The organism is Pseudomonas sp. FeN3W, from assembly GCA_030263805.2.
Lineage (GTDB): Bacteria > Pseudomonadota > Gammaproteobacteria > Pseudomonadales > Pseudomonadaceae > Stutzerimonas > Stutzerimonas stutzeri_G.
Map to the genome: position 1 here is coordinate 1,743,574 of CP136010.1, position 24,313 is coordinate 1,767,886.

The window sequence follows — 24,313 nt, forward strand, 5'->3', positions numbered from 1 at the left end:
GATGACGCTCCTGCCAAACGAGGGAAATGCAGCAACATGCTGCGCCCCTTCCACCGCCAGTCGGCAAGGGCAGGCAGTAAGCCTGCCCGAACCAGACTCAGCGTCAGCCGAGCGCAGCCAACAGCGCGTGATTCTGCTCCGGCGTACCGATGGTGATACGCAAGAACTGCTCGATACGTGGCTGCTTGAAATGCCGCACGATCACGCCCTGCTCGCGCAGGCTCGCAGCTATCGCTGCCGCATCACGCTGCCGATGACGCGCGAAGATAAAGTTCGCCGCCGACGGCAGCACCTCGAAACCCAGCCCCTGCATCGCCGTCACCACCGCCTCGCGACTGTCGATGACCTGCTGACAGGTCTGCTGGAAATAGGCGCGATCCTCGAACGCCGCCGCGGCGCCAGCGATGGCGATACGGTCCAGCGGGTAGGAATTGAAGCTGTTCTTGATCCGCTCCAGCGCCTCGATCAGATCCGGATGGCCGACTGCCAGACCCACACGAAGGCCGGCCAGCGAACGCGACTTGGACAGCGTCTGCGTCACCAGCAGATTCGGATAACGGTCCACCAGTGCGATGGCAGACTCACCGCCGAAATCCACATAGGCCTCATCGACCAGCACCACGGATTCAGTGTTCGCCTGCAATAGCTGCTCGATCGCCTGAAGTGGAAGCAGGCAGCCAGTCGGCGCATTCGGGTTAGGGAAGATGATGCCGCCGTTCGGCCGGTTGTAATCGGCCACATCGATCTGGAACTGTTCATCGAGCGCGACGGTTTCGTAGGCGATGCCATACAGCCCACAGTACACCGGGTAGAAGCTGTAGCTGATATCAGGAAACAGCAGCGGGCGGTCATGCTGGAACAAACCATGAAAGGCATGGGCTAGCACTTCGTCCGAGCCATTGCCGACGAAGACCTGAGCTGGGCACACGCCGTAATATTCGGCCACCGCCTGCTTCAGCCGCTCGCCGTTCGGGTCCGGATACAGCCGCAGACCGTCGTTGAGCTCGGCCTGCATCGCGGCGATCGCACGTGGCGATGGGCCATAGGGGTTCTCGTTGGTGTTGAGCTTGACCAGCTTGCTCAGCTTGGGCTGCTCACCCGGCACATAGGGCACCAGGTCCTTGACGAAGGGGCTCCAGAATTTGCTCATCTGCCCTTCTCTCCTCGAAAGTGATCGGTTGGTCGTGAGGCGATAGTTCAAACGCCTTGCCAAGTGGCGACGGCGAACGGGCATGAGCCAGTCCGTGCCGGCCGCCCAGCGTCAGCTCTTGATGCGGTACTCGGCGCTGCGCGCATGCGCCGTCAGCGATTCGCCGCGCGCCAGCACCGACGCCACTTTGCCCAACGTCGAGGCACCCTCGGCCGAGCAATTGATGATCGACGAGCGCTTCTGGAAGTCATACACACCCAGCGGCGAGGAGAAGCGCGCCGTGCCCGAGGTCGGCAGCACGTGGTTCGGGCCAGCGCAGTAATCGCCCAGCGCCTCGGCGGTGTAACGCCCCATGAAGATCGCGCCGGCATGCCGAATCTGCGGCAGCCATTGCTCCGGCTCGGCGACCGAAAGCTCCAGGTGCTCAGGCGCGATACGGTTGGCGACATCGATCGCCTGCTGCATGTCGGCCACCTGAATCAGCGCACCACGGCCTTCGATGGAGGTACGGGCGATATCGGCACGCTCCAGTGTCGGCAGCAGGCGGGCGATGCTTTCGGCGACGCGATCAAGGAAGACGGCATCCGGGCTGACCAGAATCGACTGGGCATCCTCGTCATGCTCGGCCTGGGAGAACAGGTCCATGGCGATCCAGTCCGGGTCGGTCTGGCCGTCGCAGACCACCAGGATTTCCGACGGGCCTGCAATCATGTCGATACCAACCTTGCCGAATACGTGACGCTTAGCAGTAGCAACATAGATGTTGCCCGGGCCGACGATCTTGTCCACCGGCGGCACGCTCTCGGTACCGTAGGCCAGCGCCGCGACCGCCTGCGCACCACCGATGGTAAAGACCCGATCGACGCCGGCAATGCAGGCCGCCGCGAGCACCAACTCATTGAGCTCGCCACGCGGGGTAGGCACGACCATGACCACTTCCGGCACACCAGCAACCTTGGCCGGAATGGCGTTCATCAGCACCGACGATGGATAGGATGCCTTGCCGCCCGGCACGTAGAGACCGGCGCGGTCCAGCGGGGTGACTTTCTGCCCCAGCACCGTGCCGTCGGCTTCGGTATAGGTCCAGGAGTCCTGTTTCTGCCGCTCGTGATAGCTGCGCACCCGCTCGGCAGCAATTTCGAGAGCCTCGCGCTGTTCCGGGGTAATCCGCTCGAGGGCCTGCTCCAGACGTGCGCGTGGCAGGATCAGATCAGCCATGGAGGCGACCTGTAGTCCATCGAAGCGCTGGGTCAGCTCGACCAGCGCAGCATCGCCGCGCTCGCGTACAGCCTTGATGATCTCCAGCACTCGCTCGTTTACGCCATCGTCGGAAACGCTTTCCCAGCTCAACAGATGATCCAGATGACGTGCGAAGTCGGCATCGGCAGCGTTGAGTCGACGGATGGCGGAGGGAGCGGTCATAGCGGGCCTCATGGTTGGCTAGGCATCGGAAGCGGCCTGCTTCATTGCAATGGCACGAAGCGCAGGCCGGGCTCTCAGGCGCCGCTAGAATATCAAGCCCACCGTGCGGGCACCTGAGAATTTCAGCTATGGCACGGATAGGCAGGCGCGGCGGGGACCGCGAAACGCATCAATGCTGATGCTGCTGAACCGCCGTATGCAGGGTATCGATCAGCGCTTGGATGCGCGCGTGCTGCATCTTCATCGAAGCCTTGTTCACCACCAGCCGCGAACTGATGTGTGCGATCAGTTCCTGGGGCTCCAGGCCATTGGCACGCAGGGTGTTGCCGGTGTCGACGACGTCGATGATCTTATCCGCCAGCCCCACCAGCGGCGCAAGCTCCATCGAGCCGTACAGCTTGATGATGTCGACCTGGCGGCCCTGCTCGGCGTAGTAGCGCTTGGCGACATTCACGAACTTGGTCGCCACGCGCAGGCGGCCCTTGGGCTCCGGCGCACCGACCTTGCCGGCGGTCATCAACTTGCAGTTGGCGATGCGCAGATCGAGTGGCTCGTACAGCCCCTGGCCGCCGTACTCCATCAGCACATCCTTGCCGGCGACGCCGAGATCGGCCGCACCATGCTCGACGTAGGTGGGCACGTCGGTAGCGCGGACGATCAGCAGACGCACATCATCCTGAGTGGTCGGGATGATCAGCTTGCGGCTCTTGTCCGGGTTCTCGGTGGGCACGATGCCGGCTGCGGCGAGCAGCGGCAGGGTATCGTCGAGGATGCGGCCTTTGGACAGGGCGATGGTAAGCATGGAGCACATTTCCTTTGGAACCTCGGGTGGGCCCTCGCTAGTCAAGGGCCCGCTAGCCATCCGTCTCGCGAAAACCTAGCCCGGCACGCGGCGAATCTTCGCGCCCAGCAGCTGCAGCTTCTCTTCGATGCACTCGTAGCCACGATCAATGTGGTAGATGCGATCGATCAGCGTATCGCCCTCGGCAACCAGGCCGGCGATGACCAGGCTTGCCGACGCGCGCAGATCGGTCGCCATGACCGGCGCACCTTTGAGACGCTCGACGCCGGTGACAATGGCGGTATTGCCTTCGACCAGAATCTGCGAGCCCATGCGGTTCATCTCGTAGACGTGCATGAAGCGATTCTCGAAAACGGTCTCGATCACCGTGCCGGTGCCTTCGGCAATGGCGTTCAGCGCAATGAACTGCGCCTGCATGTCGGTCGGAAACGCGGGGTATGGTGCAGTCCGCACGTTGACTGCCTTTGGCCGCTTGCCCTTCATGTCCAACTCGATCCAGTCGCTACCGGTATCGATATGCGCGCCAGCCTCAACCAGCTTGTGCAGCACAGCTTCGAGCAGCGTTGCGTCGGTATCCTTCAAGCGAACACGGCCACCAGTGGCAGCCGCCGCGACCAGATAGGTCCCGGTTTCAATACGGTCGGGCATTACGCTGTAGCGACCACCGCCAAGACGTTTGACCCCATCGATGGTGATGGTGTCGGTGCCGGCACCGGAAACCTTAGCACCCATGGAGTTGAGGAAGTTGGCCAGGTCAACCACCTCGGGCTCACGCGCGGCGTTTTCCAGCACGCTGCGGCCGTTGGCCAGCGCGGCGGCCATCATGATGTTTTCGGTACCGGTCACACTTACCGTATCGAAGAAGAAATGCGCACCACGCAATCCACCGGCAGGCGCCTTGGCCTTGATGTAGCCACCTTCGACGTCAATGTGCGCGCCCATGGCTTCGAGACCACGGATGTGCAGATCGACCGGCCGCGAGCCAATGGCGCAACCGCCGGGCAAGGCAACTTCGGCTTCGCCAAAACGCGCGACCATCGGGCCGAGCACCAGGATCGAGGCGCGCATGGTCTTCACCAGCTCATAGGGCGCAACCAGCGTCTTGATGCTGCTGGCGTCCACTTCGACACTGAGCTTTTCGTCGATGACCGGCTGCACGCCCATGCGACCGAACAGCTCGATCATCGTGGTGATGTCGTGCAGGTGCGGCAGGTTGCATACCGTGACAGGGGTGTCGGCCAGCAAGGTGGCGGCCAGAATCGGCAGGGCGGAGTTCTTCGCACCGGAAATGCGAATCTCGCCATCGAGGCGAATACCGCCGGTAATGATCAGTTTGTCCATGAGTATTCCCGTAAGCCGCAGGCTGTAAGCACTGCCGAAGGGGGCGGCGCAGTCAATTCGACGCGCTCTGCCTGGAATGAGTGGAGGTGCTGGCCGCCAGCGATCAGGCGCGCCCGGCCCAGTCGACGCGACTGAAGAACTTCATGGTGACGGCGTGAATGCTGCCGTCGGCGATCCAGGGGTTGAGGTGGGCGTAGATCTGCTGCTGGCGTTTGACCGGGCTCAGACCGGCCAGCTCGTCACTGATCACGTTGAGCTGGAAGTTGCAGCCTTCGCCTTCCACTTCTACCTGGGCACCTGGAATCTTCTCTTCCAGGAAATTCTTCACTTCTTGGGCCTGCATGTTCAACCTCGATCGGCGCAGGACGCGCACGGGCCGATCATCATACAAAAAAGCCCGAAGGCTGCGAACCCCGAACCTCGCCGAACCAACGGAGATGTCTCAATCGAGCGTCTCGGCGCCCTGGTCACGGCTACGCGAATGGCGTGGCCGACCGCTATCGCTTTGCACGGCGGGAAAGCGTGAGGAGGCGAAGCGCACCACCAGAATCGCCAACGCCAGAAGCAGGATCGCACCGGATACGTAGACCACGCCCATGTCAGGACGATGGTGGTGGGAAACATCGGAGATCAACAGGCGGGTCAGCGCGGTAATCGCCACGTAGATCAGGAATCGCACCGGCATGTGGTTGGTCTTGAAATAGATCCCGACCATCGCACCCAGCTCCAGGTAGATGAACAGCAGCAGGATGTCATCGACCGTGATATGGCCCTTCTCGACCATGCCAAGAAAGGCCATGACCGCCGCCCAGGCCGTCACCGCGCCGATCGCAAACAGCGCCAGGTAGTGGAACGTCTCGACCAGCAGATTGCCCAGCGATTCGGCCAGCTCATGCACGCTATCGCGCAGCTCTTCCGCCCAGCGCAGTTTCATACGGATATTCCTTTCAGACCCGGGATGCTTCCAGCGGCAGGATATCCAGCAAGCCGGACACCTTGGCAATCTTTTCCATATCGTCAGGCAACGCAGTGACGCGCAGTTCGACGCCGGCGGCCTTGGCATCGCGCATGAAGGCCAGCAGGAGAGAAAGCCCGACACTGCTGGACCGCTCGACCGCCGAGCAATCCAGCATCAGTGCCGAGCGGCTGTCCGCGATCAGCGCTCGCCCGGCCTCGCGCAGCGAGGGCCCGCTGCTATAGTCGAGCACGCCGATCATGCGCAGTTCGCCTTCGGCACCACGCTCGATACGCGCCTCACTCATCGCCTGCGGCCTGCTGACCGGCCTCGGTATCCTTGGTTCGCGCCACCACCTCGGCCCAACCATCGATGGTCTTGTCCAGATCGCCGCCGTTACGCTGCATGGAATCGGCGAACTGATCGCGGAACAGCTTGCCAATGTTAATGCCATTGATGATCACATTGCGCACCCGCCACTCGCCGGCGTTGACCATGGTGTAGGACACCGGATAGATCTCGCCCTGGCGCCCTACCACCTCCATGCCGACGCTGGTGCGCTTGTCATCCGCCTTGCCGCTCGACGGCAGCACGCGGATCTGCTGGTTGTTGTATTCCAGCAGGGCGTTGCCATAGAACTGCATCAGGCTGCGCTTGAAATTCTCCTGGAAGCGCGTCATCTGCTCGGGCGAGGCGTTGCGCGAATATTTGACGGTCATGATGCTGCGCGAGATGCCTTCGGCATCGACGACCGGGCCGAGAATCTCGTTCAGCGAGTCATAGAAAGCCGCCGGATCGTTGCGGTACTGCTCCTTGTTGGCCTTCAGATCGGCCAGCAACTCATCGGTGGTCTGCTGAATGACCTGGTGGGCTGTCAGCGCAGCGTGGGAGAACATGGGCAGAACGGCCAACAGAATCAGCAGGCCGCGGCGCAAGGCAGTCATCATGTGCATCTCCTTCAATCTTTGTTAACCGAGTTGAGCAGGAATTTGCCGATCAGATCCTCGAGCACCAGCGAGGACTGGGTGTCCTGAATGGTGTCGCCATCGGCGAGCAATTCTTCCTCACCGCCGACGCTGATGCCGATGTACTTCTCACCCAGCAGCCCTGCGGTAAGGATCGAAGCCGTCGAGTCGGCCGGCAGGATGTCGACATCCTGCTGGATTTCCAGCGTGACTCGTCCGGTGTAGCTGTCACGATCCAGGTCGATCGCGGTGACCTTGCCGATGGTCACGCCAGCCATGGTCACCTTGGATCGGACAGTCAATCCGGCAATATTGTCGAAATAGGCATACAGCTTGTAAGTGTCGGCATCAGTAACGCTCAGCCCGCTGACACGCAGTGACAGCAGCAGCAAGGCCAGCAGCCCGGCAAGCAGGAACAGCCCGACACCCATTTCCAGTGTGCGGATACGCATCAGAAATCTCCAAACATCAACGCGGTCAAAATGAAATCGAGGCCGAGCACCGCCAGCGAGGCGTAAACCACAGTCCGGGTGGTGGCACGGCTGATACCTTCGGAGGTCGGGTCGCAATCGTAGCCCTGGAACACGGCGATCCAGGTCACTACCAGCGCAAAGACGACGCTCTTGATAACGCCGTTGAGCACATCGGAACTGAAGTCGACACTGTTCTGCATGTTGGCCCAAAACGAGCCTTCGTAGACACCGAGCCACTCCACCGCCACCATCGCTCCGCCCCAGATACCGACCACGTTGAAGATCAGCGTCAGCAGCGGCAGCGAGATGAAACCGGCCCAGAGGCGCGGCGCGATGATGTACTTGAGCGGATCGACTCCGATCATTTCCAGGCTCGAGAGCTGCTCGGTCGACTTCATGTTGCCGATCTCGGCCGCCAGAGCCGAGCCGGCACGTCCGGCGAACAGCAGCGCAGTAACCACCGGACCGAGCTCGCGCAACAGGGTCAGTGCGACCATCTGCCCAACCGCCTGTTCGGAGCCGTAGCTGCTGAGAATGTTGTAGCCCTGCAGCGCCAGCACCATGCCGATGAAGATGCCGGAGACAACTACAATGGCCAGTGACAGCACACCAACCGAATAGAGCTGCTTGACCAGCAGCGAAAAACCGTTACGCAGCCCGCTTCGCCCGAATAGCGCATGCACCAGAAATATCGTCGAGCGCCCTAGGGCTGCCAGCACATCCAGTCCGGCGCGACCGAGCAGGGCAATCCGATCCAACAACGAACGCTTACGCATCGGTGCCTCTCAGTAGATCGTCGGCATAGGCCGGTGCAGGAAAATGGAATGGCACCGGCCCGTCGGCTGCGCCCGTCATGAATTGCCTGATGCGCGGATTGTGCGACTCCATCAGCTCCGCCGGCGTACCCTGGCCAAGCACCTGGCCGTCGCCCACCACATAGATGTAGTCGGCAATGGACGCGGTTTCGGCCAGGTCGTGGGAGACCACGATACTGGTGATGCCCAGTGCGTCGTTGAGCAGGCGAATCAGCCGCACAAGAACGCCCATCGCAATCGGATCCTGTCCGGCGAAGGGTTCGTCATACATCAGAATCTGCGGGTCCAGGGCAATCGCCCGCGCCAGCGCGACACGCCGCTTCATACCACCGGACAGCTCGTCGGGCATCAGCTCGATGGCGCCACGCAGCCCCACCGCTTCGAGCTTCATCAGCACGATGTCGCGGATCATCTCGTCCGGCAACCTGGTGTGCACCCGCAGCGGAAACGCCACGTTCTCGAACACGTCGAGATCGGTGAACAGCGCGCCGCTCTGGAACAGCACACCCATCTGCTTGCGCATATCGAACAACTCGCTGCGCGAGAGGCTCGGCAGATTGTTGCCTGCCACCCAGACTTCCCCGCGCGACGGCATCAATTGCGCAGCGATAAGGCGCAACAGCGTCGTCTTGCCACAACCGGACGGCCCCATGATGGCCGTGACCTTCCCTCGCGGTATGGCGATATCGACATCGTTGAAAATACTGCGCTCGCCTCGCTTGAAGGTCACTCCCTTCAGCTCGACAGCGAAGTCATTGCAGGCGCTCATCTGGTCTCCTTGCATACAGTCTGCGAAGCAGACGGCTCCCGATGACGCTGGGATACTTTCTGCCCTGACCGTTTTCGGCGGCGCACTATAGCATCGCGCCGGAGGCCGCCCAAACCGATGAGCGTTTCGGCAGATTGCTAGCCACGCGCCGTTCAGCTTCGGTTCAGCTCAGGCTGATCGAATCGCTTTGCGCGCCGACCGTGACGCACCGACATTTTCCATGAGCACGCAGCGGTTTCTCGCTATAATCCCCGCCTTTTAATCGGACGACCTCGCCAGCCATGAGCCAGAGCAGCCAATTGATCGAAACCGCGCAACGCACCATCCGCCTGGAAATCGAGGCGGTTGAGCAGTTGAACGCACGTATCGATGCCGATTTCGTGCAGGCGTGCGAGCTGATCCTTGGCTGCAAGGGCCGTGTGGTGGTGGTTGGCATGGGCAAGTCCGGGCACGTCGGCCGCAAGATCGCTGCCACCTTGGCCAGCACCGGCACCGCCGCCTTCTTCGTGCATCCTGCCGAGGCCAGTCATGGCGACATGGGCATGATCACTCAGGACGATGTCGTCCTCGCCCTTTCCAACTCCGGCACCACCAGCGAGATCGTCACCCTGCTACCGCTGATCAAGCGGCTCGGCATCACCCTGATCAGCATGACCGGCAACCCCAACTCGGTGCTGGCCAAGGCCGCCGCGGTGAATCTGGACGCCAGTGTCGCCATCGAAGCCTGCCCACTGAATCTTGCGCCGACCTCCTCCACCACCGCCAGCCTGGTGCTCGGCGATGCCCTGGCTATCGCGCTGCTCGAGGCCCGCGGGTTCACCGCCGAAGATTTCGCTTTCTCTCACCCGGGTGGTGCGCTGGGCCGTCGCCTGCTATTGAAAGTCGAGCACGTCATGCACACCGGCGAGCGCTTGCCGAAGGTTCCGCGCGGCACATCGCTGCGCGATGCCCTGCTGGAAATGACGCAGAAGGGCCTGGGCATGACCGTCATCGTCGAAGCGGACGGCCGGCTCGCTGGTATCTTCACCGACGGCGACCTGCGCCGCGCACTGGACAAGGGTGTCGACGTTCGCCAGACGCGCATCGACGAAATCATGACCGTACATGGCAAGACCGCCCATGCCGAAATGCTCGCCGCCGAAGCACTGAAGATCATGGAGGACCACAAGATCAGTGCGCTGGTGGTGGTCGACGAGCAGGAGCTGCCGGTGGGCGCGCTGAACATGCATGACCTGCTGCGCGCGGGGGTCATGTAAATGCACGAGCAGCTCCTGCAGCGCGCCCGCGACATCCGCCTGGCGATCTTCGACGTCGACGGTGTGCTCACCGATGGCCGCCTTTATTTCCTGACCGACGGCAGCGAGTTCAAGACGTTCAACACACTGGACGGTCATGGCATCAAGATGCTGATCAACTCCGGCGTGCGCACCGCGATCATCAGTGGACGCAAGACGCCCGTGGTAGAGCGTCGAGCGCAGAATCTCGGCATCCAGCACCTCTATCAAGGCCGCGAGGACAAGCTGGTCGTGCTCGACGAACTGCTGGCCGAGCTTGGCCTGAGCTACTCTGAGGTGGCCTATCTCGGTGACGACCTGCCCGACCTGCCAGTGATACGCCGCGTAGGGCTCGGCATGGCTGTGGCCAGCGCCGACAGCTTCGTGCGTGAACATGCCCATGGCGTTACCCAGGCCCGCGGTGGCGAGGGTGCGGCACGCGAGTTCTGCGAACTGATCATGCGCGCGCAGGGCACCCTGGCCGCCGCGCAAAACGCCTATCTGTAGAGGTCTGCATGCTTCGCAAAATGCGCTTCGCTGTCCTGCTTACGCTGATCGCCGCCCTGCTGGTGGCGGTCGGCTACTGGAACATCCGGCCGGAAAGCTTCATGCAGGAGCCATCCGTCGCCAGCGGCGCCACGCCTGATGTCGACTTCTACGTGATCAATTCCCGCACGGTGCAATATCAGCCCGACGGCAAGCGCAACTACGAACTGACCGCAGACAAGCTCGAGCACATCAAGGCGAGCGACATCAGCCTGCTGACCAAGCCGGATCTGCTGTCCTATCGTGGCACCGAACTGCCGTGGCACGTGCGTAGTGAGCGCGGCGAAGTATCGGCCGAAGGTGACGAGGTGCTGCTGATCGATCAGGTCAAGGTCGAGCGCACCGACGCCAAGGGCCGCCCGACGATCCTTACCACCAGCCGCCTGACGGTGTGGCCGGAGAAGGATTATGCCGAGACAAACCAAGCCGTTAGAATCGAGGCCGCCAATGGCGTGACCACTGCAACCGGCATGAAAGCGTACATGGATGACGGCAGGATGCTCCTGCTGTCCAACGTAAGAGGCCAGCATGAGCTGCGTTAAGACTCTCCCCCTCCTGCTCGGTTTGAGCGCATTCTGGCTTGGTGCCAGCGCCTGGGCGCTTCCCGAGGATCGTGAACAGCCAATCCGCGTTCAAGCCGACACCGCCGAACTGGACGATCGACAGGGCGTGGCGGTCTACCGCGGCGACGTGGTCATCACCCAGGGCACGATGAAGATCACCGGCGACACGGTGACCATCACTCAGGATGACAACGGCGACGTCGAAGTCTTCACCTCCATCGGCAAGCCGGCCTATTACGAGCAGAAACCTGCGGTGGACAAGGAAATCGTCAAGGCCTACGGCCTGACCATCCAGTATTTCGCCGCCAACGAGCGGATCGTGCTCATCGATCAGGCCAAGGTCGTTCAGGAAGGCAATACCTTCGAAGGCGAAAAGATCGTCTATGACACCCGCCGGCAGATCGTCAACGCCGGGCGCGCCACCAATGCCGATGTCACCACGCCGCGCCCGCGCGTGGACATGGTGATCCAGCCGCGCAAGAACGGCCAGGCTGCGGAGCAGCCCGAGTAATGGCCGTTCTCAAAGCCCAGCATCTGGCCAAGAGCTACAAGAGTCGGCAGGTCGTGCGCGATGTCAGCCTGTCCATCGAAAGCGGGCAGATCGTCGGCCTGCTAGGCCCCAACGGCGCCGGCAAGACCACCTGCTTTTACATGATCGTCGGCCTGGTGAATGCCGACCAGGGCCGCGTGCTGATCGATCAGGACGACGTTACCCACCTGCCGATGCACGGTCGCGCACGTGCCGGCATTGGCTACCTGCCGCAGGAAGCTTCGATCTTTCGCAAGCTCTCGGTCGCCGACAACATCATGGCCATTCTCGAGACCCGCAAGGACCTGGACCGCAACGGCCGTCAGCAGGCGCTGGAAGGCCTGCTGCAGGAATTTCATATCAACCATATCCGCGACAGCCTCGGCATGAGCCTCTCTGGTGGTGAAAGACGCCGCGTGGAGATTGCCCGCGCACTGGCCACGGCACCGAAGTTCATCCTGCTTGATGAACCCTTTGCCGGCGTGGACCCGATTTCGGTGGGCGATATCAAGCAGATCATCCATCACCTCAAGGCCAAGGGCATCGGCGTGCTGATCACCGATCACAACGTCCGCGAGACCCTGGATATCTGCGAGACGGCCTATATCGTCAACGACGGGCAACTGATTGCCGAGGGCGATGCGCAGACCATCCTGAGCAATCAGCTGGTCAAGGAAGTCTATCTGGGCCACGAATTCCGCCTGTAAGGCGGATTTTTTGCTCGGCTCGGCAAATCGGCTCTAGGCAAAGGCTTCATCGGCAGGCATATAATTTGCTTTCTGCCGGCGCCCCGCGCACGGCATGTCGGAATGGGCGCGGTTGCGCCGGCATAAAAGGTTCGAAGTCCTCTGCCATGAAACCATCGCTAGTCCTGAAGATGGGCCAGCAGCTGACGATGACACCGCAGCTGCAACAGGCCATAAGGCTCCTCCAGCTATCCACCCTCGATCTGCAACAGGAGATCCAGGAGGCGCTGGACTCCAATCCCATGCTCGAGCGCGAAGAAGACGGAGACGACTTCGACAGCTCCGACCCTATGGCCGAGGCCGCTGAACGGCCAGGCGACACCGTCACCGAGAAGAGCAGCAGCCAGGAAAGCACCTACGAGGAGCCCTCTCATAGCAGTGACAGCCTGGACGACAGCGACGGCGACTGGGGCGAGCGGATTCCCAGCGAGCTTCCGGTCGACACCGCATGGGAAGACATCTACCAGACCAGCGCCAGCAGCCTGCCCAGCAACGATGACGACGAGTGGGATTTCACCAGCCGGACATCGAGCGGCATAAGCCTGCAGAGCCATCTGCTGTGGCAGCTCAACCTCGCGCCAATGAGCGACACCGACCGGCTGATCGCGACCACCCTCATCGACTGCATCAATGAACAGGGTTATCTCGAAGAGACGCTGCAGGAAATCGTCGACTCGTTCGATCCCGAGCTGGAAATCGAACTCGACGAGGTCGAGGTCGTTCTGCGTCGTATCCAGCAATTCGAACCGGCCGGCATCGGCGCACGTGATCTGCGTGAGTGCCTGCTGTTGCAGCTGCGCCAACTGCCCGACCGCACACCATGGCTGAGCGAAGCGAAGCGTCTGGTCAGCGACTATCTGGATATCCTCGGCAGCCGGGATTACAGCCTGCTGATGCGGCGAATGAAGATCAAGGAAGACGATCTGCGCCAGGTCATCGAACTGATCCAGAGCCTGAACCCGCGCCCGGGGTCGCAGATCGAGGCGAGCGAACCGGAATACGTGGTGCCCGACGTGATCGTGCGCAAGCACAATGATCGCTGGCTGGTCGAGCTGAATCAGGAAGCCATGCCGCGCCTTCGCGTCAACGCGCAATACGCCGGTTTCGTCAAACGCGCCGACTCCAGCGCGGACAACACCTTCATGCGCAACCAGCTGCAGGAAGCGCGCTGGTTCATCAAGAGCCTGCTCAGCCGCAACGAGACCCTGATGAAGGTGGCGACTCAGATCGTCGAACACCAGCGCGCCTTCCTCGAGCATGGTGACGAGGCGATGAAGCCTCTGGTACTGCACGACATCGCCGAGGCGGTGGGCATGCATGAGTCGACCATCTCCCGCGTGACCACGCAGAAATACATGCACACGCCACGCGGCATCTACGAACTCAAATACTTCTTCTCCAGCCACGTCAGCACGGCGGAAGGCGGCGAATGTTCGTCCACCGCGATCCGCGCGATCATCAAGAAACTGGTCGCCGCGGAAAACCAGAAAAAGCCGTTGAGCAACAGCAAGATCGCTGGTTTACTGGAAGCGCAGGGCATCCAGGTGGCCCGCCGCACAGTTGCGAAGTACCGCGAGTCGCTCGGTATCGCACCATCCAGCGAGCGCAAACGTCTACTGTGATCGGCCCCTGGTCGAACTGTCCCGGCGGCAGGCCTACCAACCTGCTCTTCGTACAAGGCAAAGGAGATAGCAGTATGCAAGTCAACATCAGCGGTGTTCATCTGGAAGTAACCGATGCCCTGCGTGACTACATCGAGGAGAAATTCGATCGGCTTGCTCGCCACTTCGACCGCATCATCAGCGTTCAGGTGATCCTCCAGGTCGAGAAACTCAAGCAGAAAGCCGAAGCAACCTTGCACGTCGCAGGCCGCGAAGTCGTGGCCATCGCCGATCACGAAGACATGTACGCTGCCGTCGACCTGTTGGTCGACAAGCTCGATCGCCAGTTGATCAAGCACAAGGAGAAGCAGCTCGACCACACACAGGGCGCTGTCACCCGCTGACTCCAATATGATCCGACTCGAAAACATCCTCACCCCCGGGCGTTCCTTGGTGAACGTCCCGGGCGGTAGCAAGAAGCGTGTCCTAGAACAGATCGCCAAGGTGATCGCCCAGGACCTTATCGATCTCGATTCCCAGACCATCTTCGAAAGCCTGATCGCACGCGAGAAGCTCGGCTCGACAGGCTTCGGCAACGGCATCGCCATTCCGCACTGCCGCATGGTCGGCTGCAATGCGCCGCTGAGTGCCGTTCTGCGGCTGCAGACGCCAGTGGATTTCGACGCCATCGACGGCGCGCCGGTGGACCTGCTATTCGTCCTGCTGGTACCGGAAGCCGCCACCGATGAGCATCTCGAACTGCTGCGCCAGATCGCCAGCATGCTCGACCGAGAAGACGTACGCCAACGACTGCGCCAGGCGCCGAACAACGAAAGCCTCTACCAGGTAGTGGTCGACGTGCAGAACGGGGCGTAGATGCGACTGATCATCGTCAGTGGACGCTCGGGTTCGGGCAAGAGCACCGCACTGAACGTGCTCGAGGACAACGGTTTCTACTGCATCGACAACCTGCCTGCCGGACTGCTGCCCGAGCTTGCCGAACGCGCCCTGCTGCACACCGAGCTACTGCATCCGCAGGTCGCCGTGTCGATCGACGCGCGCAACCTGCCCAGCCAGCTCAAGCGCTTTCCCGAGCTGCTCGAAGAAGTCCGCGCCAGGCATATCCAGTGCGATGTGCTCTATCTGGATGCCGACGATGAGACCCTGCTCAAGCGCTTCTCGGAAACCCGCCGCCGCCATCCGTTGACCAACGAAAACCGCTCTCTGGCCGAAGCGATCCATGACGAGGAGTTGCTGCTCGCGGCGATCATCGATCATGCCGACCTGAAGATCGACACCACACACCTCAATCTCTATCAGCTGCGCGACGTGCTCAAGCTGCGCTTGCTCAACAAGCCTGAGCCGGGCACCGCCTTTCTGATCGAGTCATTCGGTTTCAAGCGCGGGATGCCGGTCGATGCCGATCTGGTGTTCGACGTACGCTGCCTGCCCAACCCTTACTGGAAAGCCGAACTGCGCGACTTCTCCGGGCTTGACCAACCGGTGTTCGACTACCTCAGCGCCCAGGCCGACGTGGAAGAAATGTTCCAGGACATCCACGGCTATCTGAGCAAATGGCTGCCGCGGTTCGCTGCCAGCAATCGAGCGTACGTCACCATCGCCATCGGCTGCACAGGGGGCCATCATCGCTCGGTCTACCTGGCCGAACGGCTAGGCCAGACGCTGAGAGAACCGCTGAAGAACCTGCAGGTCCGTCATCGGGACCTCGCCTAGGAATACCTGCACCATGCCCGCCCGCGAAGTCACCATCATCAACAAACTCGGCCTGCACGCGCGCGCTGCGGCCAAGTTCGTCGCCGTTGCCAATCGCTACCCCTGCAAGATTCGCGTTGGCCGCTGCCCGGCCACGCTGGTCGACGGCAAGAGCATCATGGCGGTCATGATGCTTGCCGCCAGCAAGGGCACCAGCCTGCATCTGGACACCGAAGGTGATCAGCAAGAGGACGCACTGGACGCGCTGACCGCACTGATCGACGACTATTTCGAAGAAGGCGAGTAGACACCTCGCCGAGGCGGCGCGAATCGTTTCCGACCGCGCCGCTAATGCTTCACTTGCCAGCGACCATCATTCGCTCGATCAGCACCGAGCCGGTCCGCACGTTGCCGCGCGTTTCCACATCGCAACCGACCGCCACGATCTGGCGGAACATGTCGCGCAGGTTGCCGGCAATCGTCACTTCCTGCACCGGGAACTGGATCTCGCCATTCTCGATCCAGTAGCCGCCTGCGCCGCGAGAATAGTCGCCGGTCACCAGGTTCAGGCCCTGCCCCATCAGCTCCGTCACCAGCAGGCCACGGCCCATGCGTCGGATCAGCGCTGCCTGGTCCTCGTCCCCATGGCTGACGAACAGGTTGTGTACGCCCCCGGCATTGGCCGTGCTGGGCATACCGAGCTTGCGCCCGGAATAGGTCGAAAGCACATAGGACAGCAAGCGACCGTTCTCCACGAACGGCTTGGCATAGGTCGCCAGGCCATCGCCATCGTAGCTGGCACTGCCGAGGGCACGCGGGATGTGCGGACGCTCATCGAGGCTCAGCCACTCGGGAAACAGCGTCTGTCCCAGGGCATCCTCGAGATAGGACGCCTTGCGGTAAAGATTTCCGCCGGAAATCGCTGCGATGAAGTGGCTAAACAGTCCGGTCGCCAGCTCGGGGGCGAACAGTACCGGCACTTCGCAGGTAGGAACCGGACGCGCGCCCAGACGCCGCACGGCACGCTCGGCGGCGCGCTGGCCGATGGTCTGCGGGTCGAGCAGCGCTTCGCCGATGCGATTGACGTCGTAGAAGTAGTCACGCTGCATCTGCCCTTCGCTCTCGGCGATCATCACGCAACTCAGGCTGTGACGGCTGCTGCAATATCCACCGATGAAGCCATTGCTGTTGCCGTAGGCACGGCAGCCCTGATGAGTATTGAGGGTGGTGCCGTCTGCGTTGCGGATTCGCTGATCGAAGGCGAACGCGGCGCCCTCACAGCTCAACGCCTGCTCGATGGCCTGTTCGGGGGTGATCGCCCACGGATGGTAAAGATCGAGCTCGGGAAGCTCGCGCGCCATCAGCGTGGCGTCAGCGAGACCGGCGAACTCGTCCTCCGAGGCATGCCTAGCGATGGCCAGCGCGGCGGCCACGGTTTCACGGATGGCATCGTCGCCACTGCCGGTGGTGCTCGCCGTGCCTTTGCTCTGGCCGACATAGAGCGTAATGCCGAAGCCCTGGTCGCGATTGAACTCGACCGTCTCCACCTCACGCTGACGCACCGTGGTCGACAGGCCCTGCTCCATGGAGACCGAAACCTCGCTGGCGCTGGCGCCCTGCCGACGCGCTTCCTCGATGATGCGCTCGACCTTCTCGCGCAAACCGGGCAGCGCGTGCGGGCCGATGCCCTCTACTTCACTCATAAGCACTCCCAAACAATCGAATCAAGTTGCAACCTGGCGCCGCTCCTCTGAAGCCTGCTGCCAGGGCTGCTGTTATCATGGCGGCATTTCCTAGTGGACCACCCCCATGTCTGAACACTCCGACGCCGACGATTTCGACGAAAAAAGCAAATCCCAGGTCAAACGCGAACTGCTTGCCCTGCAGGAGCTTGGCGAACGGCTGACCACCCTAAAGCCTGACCTAATCGCCCGCCTGCCGCTGAGCGACGCCTTGCAGAAGGCACTGGCCGACGCGCCGAAACACAAGGCGCATATCGCGCGCAAACGGCACATCCAGTACATCGGCAAGCTGATGCGCGACCAGGATGTCGATGCCATTCTGGCGCTGGTCGATCAACTGGACGCCTCGACACGCCAATACAACGAGCGCTTCCATGCCTTGGAGCGCTGGCGCGATCGTCTGATCGGCGGCGACGACGCCACCCTGGAAGCGTTCGTAGCCGAGTACCCCGAGACCGACCGCCAGCATCTGCGTGGGCTGATCCGCCATGCCCAGCACGAGGCAGCACGCAACAAGCCGCCGGCCGCCAGCCGCAAGATCTTCAAGTACATCCGCGAACTGGACGAAGCCAAACGCGGTTTGCGGTAAACAGCTACAAGCGGCAAGCCACAAGCTGCAGGTAACAGCGGCTTTTCTCTTGAAGCTTGCGGCTTGCAGCTTGCCGCTGCCTTCAAGCTCCCGTACCCCCTACCGTGATTTCGTCGATCTTCAGTGTCGGCTGGCCGACGCCCACCGGCACGGACTGCCCATCCTTGCCACAGGTGCCGACACCGCTGTCGAGCGCCAGGTCGTTACCGACCATCGACACCCGGTTCATCACCTCCGGACCGTTACCGATCAGGGTTGCGCCCTTCACCGGTGTGGTGATCTTGCCATCCTCGATCAGGTACGCCTCGCTGGTGGAGAAGACGAACTTGCCGCTGGTGATGTCGACCTGGCCGCCGCCGAGGCTGGCGCAGTAGATACCCTTCTTCACCGAGCGGATGATTTCCTGCGGATCGCTCTCGCCAGCCAGCATGTAGGTGTTGGTCATGCGCGGCATCGGCAGGTGTGCGTAAGACTCGCGCCGCCCGTTGCCGGTCGGCGCGACGCCCATCAGGCGGGCGTTCAACTTGTCCTGGATATAACCCTTGAGAATGCCGTTCTCGATCAGCGTGGTGCACTGCGTCGGCGTGCCTTCGTCATCGACGCTGAGCGAGCCTCGGCGATCCGCCAGGGTGCCGTCATCGACGATGGTGCACAGGCTGGACGCCACCTTCTGGCCGATCCGGCCGCTGTAGGCCGAGCTGCCCTTGCGATTGAAATCACCCTCCAGGCCGTGACCGACGGCCTCGTGCAACAACACCCCGGACCAGCCAGGCCCAAGCACGACCGGCAAGGAACCGGCCGGCGCCGGCACCGCTTCGAGGTTGACCAGCGCCTGACGCAATGCCTCACGGGCGTAGCCCATGGCGCGATCCTCGGTGAGGAAGTACTGGTAGCCGGTACGCCCGCCGCCGCCCTGGCCACCGCGCTCGCGGCGGCCGTTCTGCTCGACGATCACGCTGACGTTGAAACGCACCAGCGGGCGGATATCGGCCGCCATGCCACCGTCCATTCCGGCCACCAAGATATGCTCCCAGACGCCCGCCAGGCTCACCGTGACCTGCTTGATCCGCGGGTCCAGCGCCCTGGTCGCGACGTCGATGCGCTTGAGCAGCTCGACCTTCTCGGCACGCCCCAGGCCGTCGAGCGGATTGTCCTGCGCGTACAACGGCGCGAATGCCGCCCGGGACAGCACCTCCACCCGCCCCTGTCGGCCGCTGCGCGCGATGGAGCGTGCAGCCTGGGCTGCCTGTCGCAAGGCATCGGCAGTGATCGCGTTACTGTAGGCGAAACCGGTTTTCTCGCCGGACAGCGCGCGCACGCCGACGCCCTGCTCCAGATGGAAGCCTCCCTCCTTGACGATGCCATCCTCGAGCACCCAGGACTCGGAAACCTGATCCTGAAAGTACAGGTCCGCCGCATCCACGCCGGGCCCGGCGAGCTCACCGAGCAGGCCTGGTAGGTCATCGATACCCAGGCCGCCAGGGGTCAGCAGTCGCTCGGTGACAGGTAACAGCAGTTCACTCATATTCACTCCAAACGGTCCGTGGCCAGGCACGGTACGGAAAATCGGCGGTGGCGCTGCAGCGGCATTCGCTGGCGAATGGCAGCCTGTTCGGACGCATCCCGAGCGGCAAGCAAAGCCGCCTCGCCAGTCGCCTGCTCGCACAGCAGACGGCCCCATGGGTCCACGATAGACGAATGCCCATGGGTGAGGCGACCGCCAGGATGCTCTCCACCCTGCGCGGCAGCCAGGATATAGCACTGCGTCTCGATGGCACGGGCGCGAATCAACGTCGCCCAGTGCGCCTCACCGGTCACCGTGGTGAACGCCGACGGCACGCTGATCAACTCCGCACCCGCCGCCCTCAGCGCAGCGTATAGCTCGGCGAAACGCAGGTCATAACACACGCTCAGCCCCAGGCGTCCGACCGGTGTGTCGGCGACCACCAGCCGTTGCCCCGCCGCATAGTCGTCCGATTCACGGTAGTGGCCACGGTTGTCGGCAACCTCCGCATCGAACAGATGCAGCTTGTCGTAGCGCGCCACCCGCTGCCCCTGATCATCGAACAGCAGCGAGCAGGCATTCGGCTTGCCCTGCGGGTCGTCGTCGGGCGGCAACGGCAGAGTGCCGGCCACGATCCATAACCTGAGGTCTCGGGCCACCTGTTTCAACCAGGGCAGGATCGGCCCGTTACCGGCGGCTTCGGCCCGTCCCAATTGCGGTAGATCGCTGCGGCCCATGGCGACGAAGTTCTCCGGCAGCACCGCCAGCCGCGCGCCCGCTTCGGCCGCCTGCTCGAGCAACGCGCGCGCGCGGGCCAGATTGAGGGTGACATCCGCCTGGCTGGCCATTTGAATTACGGCTAAGGACATGGGGGGCTCCTTCGTCGAGCGGCAAGCTTCAAGCTGCAAGTCAAAGCGGGATCGTGCACCGTCGCTTTTCAACTTGCAGCTTGCGGCTGCCTATTGCGGTTTCTCGAATGGTTTGTCGAAACTGATCTTCGGCGACTGCCAAGGGCCCTTGACGTCGTACTGCACGCTGGCGAATCGCGCCACGCGGTCGCCGAGCAGCTTGTCCACCACGAACAGCGCCCCGCCGATCGCCGGGGCGCCGACAATCAGCGCCGCCAGTGGCAGGTTGTTGCTGATCGGCAAGGTGACCAGCAACTTGGCGTCGATCTCGTCACGCGCCATATCCAGCCTGCCATTCAGTTCGAGGTTGGTCGACGGACCGCTGACGGTGATCGGCTCGCCGGTGTTGAACACACCCTCCTTGGCCAGCAACCGACCATCCAGCCGGTCGTAACTGAGGCCCTTGCTGAACAGATCGGAGAAATCCAGCCGCAGGCGGCGCCCGATCGAGTTGAAGTTAAGCACGCCGAACACGCGCAACGCCTGGGCGCTGCCATCGATTTCGACGAACTGCCCCTTGCGCAGCCGCGGCTGCATGCTGCCGGAATAACGCGCCATGGCGAACCAGGCCGGCGAACCCGGCCACTGCCCGTCCACATCCAGGCGGAAACTGTCACTGGTCACCGAAGGCGCAAAGCCCCACGCAAGCAATACGTCGGCGAGATTGCGCCCTTCGAGACGGCCCTTGTACCAGGTCCGCGCGCTGTCCCAACCACCGTTGCCGGTGATCTTCAGCCCCTTGAGGTCGAGAGCGATATCGCGGAACTCGACCCCGCCGCTGACCGGGCGCAGCTTCAACGCCCAGGCGCCAAGCGCATCGTCGCCCAGCGAAACCCGTTTGATGGCGACATCCATCGCCGGCAGGCTCTGCGGGTCGACATCCGCCAGCGGATCGGGTCGCTCCTTGACCACTGCTTCGTCGGATTGCGCGGCAGCCGGCAGGCGCAGGTGCTCGAGATCGGCCACGATGATGCCGCCCTCGGCATCCGGCAGGCGAACCGAGCCACTGATGATCGAACTGCGAAGACCAAGGTCCCAGGCTTCGCTCATTCGCCGCAGGTCCAGCCCAAGGTTGTCGATCCGAGTACCAAAACCGTCGAAACGACCGATATCGACCTGCGCCCGGCGCAACAGCGAGCCGGTCGTCTGCTGCGCTTGCGCCTTGCCGTGGTGCTGCTCGAGCACCGCCTGCCAGGCCTTCAAATCCAGCTCCGGCAGGCGTCCCCTGACGTAAAGCCCGGCACTGGCCGGAAGATTGGCCGCACCGCCCCCCAGACGCAGCTCGCCGCGGCCCCGCGCCCAGGCATCCGGCGGCGCAGCGAACGTCAGGGCGGCGAGTGACCCGTGCCGGACACCGTAGCGACGCTCGGCCCCTTGCAGGGACATTCGCAACGACGTGTCACGGCGTTCGCGTGCAGGCTTGCCGAACGGCGCGGGCAGATCGATGCGCAGCCCCTGGAGCGAAGAGTCGATCTGCAACTGACTGTTCTCACCCGCCAGATCCAGACGCAGCTGGTAGGGCAATTCACCGCTGGCGGGCAGCGACTGCCCGATAGCGAGCCACTCAGTCAGACGCTTCAACTCCACGGCGCCCTGCGCCTCCAGGCGAGAGGCTGGCTTGCCGGGCGCGCCTGTCGCTACCGCCTTGCCCTTGACCGAAGAGCCGAACAGGCGCGCCTGGATGGCCTCTGCACTCAAGCCTCGCGTGGTGTCGTAGCGGAATTTTCCGCTGAGCTGCTCGAAGGCGAGCGCCGGCTCGGGAATCTTCAGCGTCACATCGTCGCTGGCGAAATCCACGATGACCCGCGGGGTGCCCTTGCCCAGCGGGATATGCAGGTCGAGCGCGCCGCTGAGCGCACCCTGGCCCTGCCAGCCAGCGAAGATCTCGCCGGTTCCGATCGGCGCCTCCTGCAGCAGCTTCAAGGCATCCGGCAGGCTGCTGGTGACCTGCCCCTTCACGGTCAGCTGCGGCACGTTGCCGGTCCCAGCACGAGGAATCTCTGCTGTCGCATCCCGCACCTGACTGTCGAGGATCCGCCCTTCCGCGAGCCGGACACGAACCCCGCTGTCTTCGATCAGCACCTCGCCACGACCCTGCTGCAGCAGGGGCCAGCCAGGCTGAAACGCCAGTTCGGCATCGCGCACCTTGAAATACAGGCTCAGGCTGCGCGCGCTGTCGGCAGCTCCCTTGCTCAATGCACCCTGGTACTGGAAATAACCTTGCTCGACCGTACCGCCGCGGATCGCTTCCCTAAGCCAGCTGACCAGCGCCGGACTCAACGCCGGCGAGCGTGTCGGCAGGTATTTTTCGGTGAAGCGCGCATCGCCATCGCTCAAGCCGACCCGCAGGTCCATGTAATCCTCTGCCGCGGGATCACGGGCCAGACGGATGAGAAAGTCCCCGGCGATCCTGCCCTCCTCGCCGTCGATACGCAGATAGGGCGCTGCCAGCGTGAAGGCCTGCTCATCCAGCGCCCAGGTCAGGCGTCCGCCGGCGTGTCGGTAGCGCCAGGGCTCGGGATACAGGGGCGCAAGCTGCAGGCTGAAGTCGTCGCTGTCCACGCGCAGTTCTCCGCTGCCCAGGTCACCGCGAATGCTGCCACTCGCGTTGCCCACCGCCGGTATCCAGTTCTGTGCAGCGAAGCCGATCCGGTCCAGATTGGCGGCGAATTGCAGCCGCTGCGGCGACTCCACCTGCTGGTAGTAGTCGAGCCGCAGATTGCGCAATGTTCCGCTGGGCTGCAGCGCCGTCAGCGTCTCGGCTGCAGCCGCTGGCAATGGTGCCAGTGCACGAACGAGCGTGGCGATCGGCGCGATAGCCAGCCGATCAGCCTGCAGTTGCCAATGCTGCCGAGTCTGATCCTGCTGCAGCTGGATGCGCGCATCGCCCCAACGCTCGCCGTCGAGATCGAATGCCAGCCGGTCCAACAGCAGCCGGTAGCCCTGCTCGTTGCGATCGATATACGCCTCGCCCCCCAGGTCCTCGAGCTGGACAGGCTCACGATCGGCAAAGGACGTGATCAGCTGCGGCGCGTTAAGCCGTAGAACGGCACGCTCCAGCGCCTGTTCGCGCCAATTCGCCCACAGCTCACCGCCCATCTTCAGCGTTTGCAGGTGCCAGTCGGCCGTCAGCCGGCGCGGCAACCAGGCGGCCCAGTCGCTTTGGGGCAGGCTGAGGTACACCTGCGCCTCGGCGTGCTGCCAGCGCTGCGGCTGTACCCGCCCCTGAATGCGCAAGGCCAACGGCTGGCCATCCGGCAGGATGCTGCGCCCGTCCAAGCGGAGCCGCTCACCGTCGATACGCAGGCCCAGATCGGTGTAGCTCAAGGTCAGCGGCGACTCGCCGAATGGCTCCAGCGTGATCTGGCTGTTGCGCACCGCCAGCCCACGCACCCGCTGCAACGACTCGAGCATCTTCTGCGGGTCGGGCGGTTTCTGCTCGGTAGGAGTCGGCAAGCCCTCCACTCGCCACTTGCCCTCGGCATCTTCAGCGACAGACAGCTGCACGCCGCTGAACTCCAGGCGGCTCAGCCGCCATGCTCGTGCCCAGAGGCTCGCCGCCAGGTCCGGCACGATAGCGATACGGTCCAGGCGCATCGCGCTGTCCCCTTCACCGAGCAGCACATCATGCGCCAGCAAGCGGGGCGCGAAGCCTTCCCAGCGGCCTTCGAGCCTGCCCAGCGCGATTGGCATGCCCAGCGCCGCTTGCGCCTTTTCCTGAACCTCAGCGCGGTATTCGGCGACCAGAGGCACCAGCTGCCGCCCCAGGCTGACGTAAAGCGCGGCCAGAATCAGCCCGAACGCGGTTATCCAGAACAGCTGGCGCGACAGTGTCACGAGGAAGGCAGCGAGGCGGTTCATCTGGATGCGCTCCGGTCATCCTGGCCCTTGCGGCCCGGTCTGCCT

The 24,313-nt window shown here is 63.0% G+C and carries 26 protein-coding genes; 11 read left to right on the forward strand and 15 right to left on the reverse strand.

The window, feature by feature from the left end; all coding sequences use genetic code 11:
* Window positions 1–103: 103 nt before the first annotated feature.
* From hisC to P5704_008340, 11 genes are all read right to left on the reverse strand, one after another.
* Window positions 104–1,150 carry a histidinol-phosphate transaminase gene (gene hisC / locus P5704_008290; GenBank protein WOF80458.1) on the reverse strand — a complete coding sequence of 349 codons (1,047 nt, stop codon included), beginning with the start codon at window positions 1,148–1,150 and terminating at the stop codon, window positions 104–106.
* A gap of 111 nt (window positions 1,151–1,261) precedes the next feature.
* The gene (hisD, locus tag P5704_008295; protein WOF80459.1) at window positions 1,262–2,572 is read right to left on the reverse strand and encodes a histidinol dehydrogenase; all 1,311 of its coding nucleotides are present in this window, start codon (window positions 2,570–2,572) and stop codon (window positions 1,262–1,264) included.
* A gap of 169 nt (window positions 2,573–2,741) precedes the next feature.
* The gene (gene hisG, locus P5704_008300) at window positions 2,742–3,374 is read right to left on the reverse strand and encodes an ATP phosphoribosyltransferase (GenBank protein WOF80460.1); all 633 of its coding nucleotides are present in this window, start codon (window positions 3,372–3,374) and stop codon (window positions 2,742–2,744) included.
* A gap of 75 nt (window positions 3,375–3,449) precedes the next feature.
* Window positions 3,450–4,715: a UDP-N-acetylglucosamine 1-carboxyvinyltransferase gene (gene murA, locus P5704_008305; protein WOF80461.1), complete on the reverse strand. Its 1,266-nt coding sequence runs from the start codon at window positions 4,713–4,715 to the stop codon at window positions 3,450–3,452.
* Between the two features lie 103 nt (window positions 4,716–4,818).
* A complete protein-coding gene (locus P5704_008310) occupies window positions 4,819–5,058 on the reverse strand; it encodes a BolA family protein (GenBank protein WOF80462.1) in 240 nt (79 codons plus the stop codon).
* Window positions 5,059–5,157: 99 nt separating this feature from the next.
* Window positions 5,158–5,649 carry a phosphate-starvation-inducible protein PsiE gene (locus P5704_008315; protein ID WOF80463.1) on the reverse strand — a complete coding sequence of 164 codons (492 nt, stop codon included), beginning with the start codon at window positions 5,647–5,649 and terminating at the stop codon, window positions 5,158–5,160.
* A 13-nt stretch (window positions 5,650–5,662) separates the two neighbouring features.
* Window positions 5,663–5,977: an STAS domain-containing protein gene (locus tag P5704_008320; protein WOF80464.1), complete on the reverse strand. Its 315-nt coding sequence runs from the start codon at window positions 5,975–5,977 to the stop codon at window positions 5,663–5,665.
* Window positions 5,970–6,617, reverse strand: coding sequence for an ABC transporter substrate-binding protein (locus tag P5704_008325; GenBank protein WOF80465.1), 648 nt, complete (start codon window positions 6,615–6,617; stop codon window positions 5,970–5,972). The genes P5704_008320 and P5704_008325 overlap by 8 nt, the downstream gene beginning before the upstream one ends.
* Window positions 6,618–6,628: 11 nt before the next feature.
* The gene (gene mlaD / locus P5704_008330) at window positions 6,629–7,087 is read right to left on the reverse strand and encodes an outer membrane lipid asymmetry maintenance protein MlaD (GenBank protein ID WOF80466.1); all 459 of its coding nucleotides are present in this window, start codon (window positions 7,085–7,087) and stop codon (window positions 6,629–6,631) included.
* Window positions 7,087–7,884, reverse strand: a complete 798-nt coding sequence (gene mlaE, locus P5704_008335) for a lipid asymmetry maintenance ABC transporter permease subunit MlaE (protein WOF80467.1) — start codon at window positions 7,882–7,884, stop codon at window positions 7,087–7,089. The genes mlaD and mlaE overlap by 1 nt, the downstream gene beginning before the upstream one ends.
* The gene (locus P5704_008340; protein ID WOF80468.1) at window positions 7,877–8,692 is read right to left on the reverse strand and encodes an ATP-binding cassette domain-containing protein; all 816 of its coding nucleotides are present in this window, start codon (window positions 8,690–8,692) and stop codon (window positions 7,877–7,879) included. Before P5704_008340 ends, mlaE begins: the two co-directional genes overlap by 8 nt.
* A 281-nt stretch (window positions 8,693–8,973) precedes the next feature.
* Between P5704_008340 and P5704_008345 the strand changes: the two genes are divergently transcribed.
* The 10 genes from P5704_008345 (at window position 8,974) to P5704_008390 (ending at window position 15,971) form a co-directional block, all read left to right on the forward strand.
* On the forward strand, window positions 8,974–9,948 hold the full coding sequence (locus tag P5704_008345; GenBank protein ID WOF80469.1) for a KpsF/GutQ family sugar-phosphate isomerase: 975 nt from the start codon (window positions 8,974–8,976) through the stop codon (window positions 9,946–9,948).
* Window positions 9,949–10,473: an HAD family hydrolase gene (locus P5704_008350; GenBank protein WOF80470.1), complete on the forward strand. Its 525-nt coding sequence runs from the start codon at window positions 9,949–9,951 to the stop codon at window positions 10,471–10,473.
* An 8-nt stretch (window positions 10,474–10,481) separates the two neighbouring features.
* Complete coding sequence (lptC, locus tag P5704_008355; GenBank protein WOF80471.1) at window positions 10,482–11,054, forward strand: LPS export ABC transporter periplasmic protein LptC; 573 nt, start codon at window positions 10,482–10,484, stop codon at window positions 11,052–11,054.
* The gene (gene lptA / locus P5704_008360; protein WOF80472.1) at window positions 11,041–11,586 is read left to right on the forward strand and encodes a lipopolysaccharide transport periplasmic protein LptA; all 546 of its coding nucleotides are present in this window, start codon (window positions 11,041–11,043) and stop codon (window positions 11,584–11,586) included. Before lptC ends, lptA begins: the two co-directional genes overlap by 14 nt.
* A complete protein-coding gene (gene lptB, locus P5704_008365; protein WOF80473.1) occupies window positions 11,586–12,311 on the forward strand; it encodes an LPS export ABC transporter ATP-binding protein in 726 nt (241 codons plus the stop codon). The genes lptA and lptB overlap by 1 nt, the downstream gene beginning before the upstream one ends.
* A 146-nt stretch (window positions 12,312–12,457) precedes the next feature.
* Window positions 12,458–13,972 carry an RNA polymerase factor sigma-54 gene (locus tag P5704_008370; GenBank protein ID WOF80474.1) on the forward strand — a complete coding sequence of 505 codons (1,515 nt, stop codon included), beginning with the start codon at window positions 12,458–12,460 and terminating at the stop codon, window positions 13,970–13,972.
* 74 nt (window positions 13,973–14,046) lie between these two features.
* Complete coding sequence (gene raiA / locus P5704_008375; protein WOF80475.1) at window positions 14,047–14,355, forward strand: ribosome-associated translation inhibitor RaiA; 309 nt, start codon at window positions 14,047–14,049, stop codon at window positions 14,353–14,355.
* Window positions 14,356–14,362: 7 nt separating this feature from the next.
* Window positions 14,363–14,827, forward strand: coding sequence for a PTS IIA-like nitrogen regulatory protein PtsN (ptsN, locus tag P5704_008380; protein WOF80476.1), 465 nt, complete (start codon window positions 14,363–14,365; stop codon window positions 14,825–14,827).
* Window positions 14,828–15,685 carry an RNase adapter RapZ gene (gene rapZ, locus P5704_008385; protein ID WOF80477.1) on the forward strand — a complete coding sequence of 286 codons (858 nt, stop codon included), beginning with the start codon at window positions 14,828–14,830 and terminating at the stop codon, window positions 15,683–15,685. It abuts the gene before it with no gap.
* A gap of 13 nt (window positions 15,686–15,698) precedes the next feature.
* Entirely contained in the window at window positions 15,699–15,971 is a 273-nt protein-coding gene (locus tag P5704_008390; protein ID WOF80478.1) for an HPr family phosphocarrier protein, read from the forward strand.
* A gap of 49 nt (window positions 15,972–16,020) precedes the next feature.
* Here the strand turns inward: P5704_008390 and pmbA are convergent, their stop codons facing one another.
* Window positions 16,021–17,367 (reverse strand): metalloprotease PmbA, encoded by a 1,347-nt coding sequence (gene pmbA, locus P5704_008395; protein ID WOF80479.1) that lies wholly within the window; start codon window positions 17,365–17,367, stop codon window positions 16,021–16,023.
* Window positions 17,368–17,473: 106 nt separating this feature from the next.
* Between pmbA and yjgA the strand changes: the two genes are divergently transcribed.
* Complete coding sequence (gene yjgA, locus P5704_008400) at window positions 17,474–17,995, forward strand: ribosome biogenesis factor YjgA (GenBank protein WOF80480.1); 522 nt, start codon at window positions 17,474–17,476, stop codon at window positions 17,993–17,995.
* A gap of 82 nt (window positions 17,996–18,077) precedes the next feature.
* Here yjgA and tldD read toward each other — a convergent pair whose 3' ends face one another.
* From tldD to P5704_008415, 3 genes are all read right to left on the reverse strand, one after another.
* Window positions 18,078–19,520 (reverse strand): metalloprotease TldD, encoded by a 1,443-nt coding sequence (gene tldD, locus P5704_008405; protein WOF80481.1) that lies wholly within the window; start codon window positions 19,518–19,520, stop codon window positions 18,078–18,080.
* A 2-nt stretch (window positions 19,521–19,522) separates the two neighbouring features.
* Window positions 19,523–20,368 carry a carbon-nitrogen hydrolase family protein gene (locus tag P5704_008410; GenBank protein ID WOF80482.1) on the reverse strand — a complete coding sequence of 282 codons (846 nt, stop codon included), beginning with the start codon at window positions 20,366–20,368 and terminating at the stop codon, window positions 19,523–19,525.
* 90 nt (window positions 20,369–20,458) lie between these two features.
* Entirely contained in the window at window positions 20,459–24,268 is a 3,810-nt protein-coding gene (locus tag P5704_008415; GenBank protein ID WOF80483.1) for a YhdP family protein, read from the reverse strand.
* Window positions 24,269–24,313 lie beyond the last annotated feature (45 nt).